Annotated in this window: 1 protein-coding gene and 2 pseudogenes; 2 read left to right on the top strand and 1 reads right to left on the bottom strand. The window is 62.4% G+C overall.

Features of this window, described 5'->3' with window-relative positions; all coding sequences use genetic code 11:
- Together tnpC and RPS27_RS09040 are read left to right on the top strand one after the other, a co-directional pair.
- Positions 1-1194: pseudogene (gene tnpC, locus RPS27_RS09030) on the top strand (IS66 family transposase); the annotation flags it as partial.
- Between the two features lie 29 nt (positions 1195-1223).
- A complete protein-coding gene (locus tag RPS27_RS09040; RefSeq protein ID WP_128955118.1) occupies positions 1224-1814 on the top strand; it encodes a UPF0149 family protein in 591 nt (196 codons plus the stop codon).
- A gap of 34 nt (positions 1815-1848) precedes the next feature.
- On the opposite strand, the pseudogene RPS27_RS09045 reads toward RPS27_RS09040, so the two are convergent.
- Positions 1849-2748, bottom strand: a pseudogene (locus RPS27_RS09045) (transposase); the annotation flags it as partial.
- Between the last annotated feature and the right edge of the window lie 862 nt (positions 2749-3610).

Consider the following 3610-nt stretch of genomic DNA (forward strand, 5'->3'; position numbering starts at 1 on the left):
TTCACAAGATCGGCGAGGACGTCAGCGAGGTGTTGGAGTGATCCCGGCGCTCCTGCGCGTGCTGCGCACGATCCGTCCCAAATACGGCTGCCGCGGCTGCACCGATGGCGTGGTCCAAGCCAAAGTGCTGCCGCGCCTGATTGAGGGCGGCATGGCGTCGACGGCCCTCGTGAGCCATGTGGTGGTCTCGAAGTTCGCCCGGTATTTGCCGCTGTACCGGCAAGTTCAGATCCTGGCCGGCCACGGCATCCATCTTGACCGCGCGACACTCGCGGTTGGGTCAAACGTACCGCCTTGTGGCTCAGGAGCCTTTATGAGCTGCAGCTGCGGATCATTCAGGCTGCGCCGCGCGTGTTCTGCGACGAGACGCCGATGCCGGTGCTTGATCCAGGACGACATCGTCCCCGCATCTGCCAGTTCTGGGCGCATGCTATGGATGACCGGCCATGGGGTGGCCCCTCGCCGCCGGCGGTTACCTACGTATTCGCCGACGGCCGCGGCACCGAGGAGATCGCCGGACAGTTGATGGGCTTTTGCGGCGTTCTGCAGGTGGACGGTTATGCCGCCTACAAGGCGCTGGCCCGCCGTCATGGCGGCGCGATCCAGCTCGCCTTTTGTCTCGCCCATGCTCGACGCAAATTCGTCGAGGTGTACAAGTCCACGCAGTCGCCATTCGCGCGCGACGTGATTGAACGGCTGCAGGCGGTCTATGCGATCGAGGCAGAGATCCGCGGCAGCAGTGCGGAGCAGCGGCTGGCCGCCCGCCGCACCAGGAGCGCCCCGTTGATGGTGGCGCTCAATGCGCGACTGATTGAGATGGTAGGTCAGCTGTTTTCCCAATCGAAGCTGACAGAGGCGATCAACTATGCGCTCAATCACTGGGACGGACTGACGCTGTTTCTCAGCGACGGCCGCGTCGAGGTCGATTCCAACACGGTCGAGCGTTCCATGCGCCCGATTGCCATGGGAAGACGCAACGCCTTGTTCAGCGGTAGCGAAGGTGGTGCCGAGAGCTGGGCCATCCTCGCGTCGCTCGTGAACACCGCAAAGCTCCATGAGCTCGATCCGCAAGCCTATCTGACCGACGTGCTGGAGCGCATCGTCTCCGGTGGAACCAAGAGCCATCAACTGCACGAACTGCTCGCCTGGCACTGGAAGGCGGCGCGCCAGCGCACCGCACAGGCCGCGGCATGAGCCCGCGTCGTCATAAAGCAGCGTCGTCAATGGCCGCAGCCGAGATGCCACTTGAGGAGCTCGAGCGATGGCTGCAGGCTCGGGTCGATCAGCAACCTGCCGCCACCAATCTCCCCATGCTCGACGGCTACGTCGCCGCAATCGTGGCCGGACCGGTGTCGATGAGCCCACTCGACTGGATCTGCCCGCTGCTCGCCATCGATGCCGATGCCTTCAACCACAGCGGCACCCCGGAGTTTGCAGCCATATCGGCTGTCGCCCTGCGTCACAACGACATCAGCAACACCCTCTCGACCGCACCCGACAGGTTCGCGCCGATGCACCGGCGTAAACCCAGTGGAGACGTGGATCCGCGACCATGGTGCCAAGGCTTCTACGCCGCGATGCGGCTCAAGCTATTGGCGTGGGCACCGTTGCTGGACACCGGCAACGTCAATCACGGCCTACTTCTACCTATCCTGCTGCACTGTCGCGACGATCAGGGCCGACCGCTGCTTGGACCACCACGAAGCGGCCGCGAGACCAAGAAATTTCTGCGTAACGCCCACGCCGATATTCCCGCGGCGGTCGAAGCCTTGCGGCAATACTGGATGCCGATCCGCTACGCCCGCGCTCACTGATCACTGCGGTCGTGGGAGCTCATGCCGGTTACAGTTAGTCGGCTTGGCGCGGGAGCTTCCATTCCCAGGCAGCAGTTCGCGCAGACGCGAAGCGGGAAGATCGGCGATCCGGGCGAGGACGTCGGAGAGCCGGGCTTTGGGATCGACATCGTTAAGACGACAGGTGGTGATCATCGTCAGCATGATGGCGGCGCGTTCGGCGCCGCGCAGGCTGCCGGCGAAGGTCCAATTGCGCCTTCCCAAGGCGATGCCGCGCAACGCTCTTTTGGCGGCGTTGTTGCTGAGGCAGATCCTGCCATCGTCGAGGAAGCGGGCAAAGTCGGCTCAGCGCCTGGCATGTAATTCGTGGGCTTCAGGACCTCGGAGGAGCGCGAGAGGGTTTCTCGCTCGCGCAGCAGCCAGGCGTGCATGTCGTCGAGCAGCGGCTTAGCGCGATCGGGGAGCTGGTTTACCCTTGCTGCCTACCCTGGCGTTCTTCTCGATATCGGCCAACTCGAAGAAGCCCCGCCGCGCATGCGCGAAGCAGAATGCCGGCGTGATCGGCATCGCTTTCCTTTGCGGGTCGAACAACGGCTCGAAGCCGCTATAGCAATCGGCTTGCAGGATGCCGGCGAAGGCGGCCAGATGCCTCTGGGGATGCTGGCCTCGCCGGTCGGGTGAGGCGTAATAGACCGCAGCCGGCGGCGCCGGCCCACCGAAGGGCCGGTCATCCCGCCCATAACTCCAGCTCCGGCGGGTCGTGCACTTGCCCTTCGCCAGGACGCGGATGGTGGTGTCGTCGCCATGAAGGCGCTCGACTGCGAGTACATGACGCTCGATCAGCTGGAAGAGCGGCATGATGGCGAAGGTTCCGTGGCCGACCTGGTCAGCGAGCGTCGACAATGGCAGGTCGATCCTCTCGCACTTGGTTGAGCGGGATATGCATGCCGAACTGTGCGTCCAGCGAAGGCTGGCATGTTCAGCAGGAGTAAGTCCTGCCGGGGAAAAAGTTAGCTCCCCGTAGTGTGGGTAGCAGAGGAGATAGAAATAGAACCTTTGAAGCCTATCGACAAAACTCCCTTGGGGAGACCACGAGTCATCGGGCCGTATCAAAAGAGAACGCGTTGTGGCCTCGAAAATGCTGAAAACCGAAAGTCGAGCCTGCAGTTTAGGGGCGAAGGCAGCATGATCCATCGAATGCTAACTGACACGACGGGTCATTTCGGCGGGGTGAAAGCGACAGCACGGTGACAAGGACATGCCGAGCAACTGGAGAAGCCTTCATCCCGGAGAGAAATCGCCGGAAGAAGGTAGGTCGTATAACCGGAGATCCCGGGAAATCGACCGAAGATGAGAAGGTGGCGGCCGGGACTGGAGTAGCGATGAAGCGGAGTAACTCCCGTGGAGCAAAGGGTCCCTGCCATTTGTGATGTCTCTAACGTAAGGAAGGCAAGGACGAGATGATAAAGGCGTCCATCGATTTGCAAGACCTGAGGCGGAGACTATACGTCAAGGCGAAGGCTGAACCGTCCTGGCGTTTCTGGGGTCTATACGTCCACGTGTGCAAGATGGAGACCCTGCGCGCAGCGTATGAGATGGCGAAAGAAAACGACGGCGCACCGGGAATAGACGGGGTGCGCGGCGGCGATCAGGGTGAGACTCCGTATTGCCTCACCTATCGATGCTCCCGAGTGCGATCGGTTGCCTCATTTATTTTGCTCCCGGCTTGGGTTGAGGAGGAGGCCGGGTGCGGAGATGGCCGGGGTTTCGGAGCGCCCGGCCTCCTCCGCTGGCGTCTGCCACATCATTGGGTTGTT

It is taken from the genome of Bradyrhizobium sp. WYCCWR 12699 (assembly GCF_032144035.1).
In the GTDB taxonomy this organism is placed as follows: Bacteria; Pseudomonadota; Alphaproteobacteria; order Rhizobiales; family Xanthobacteraceae; genus Bradyrhizobium.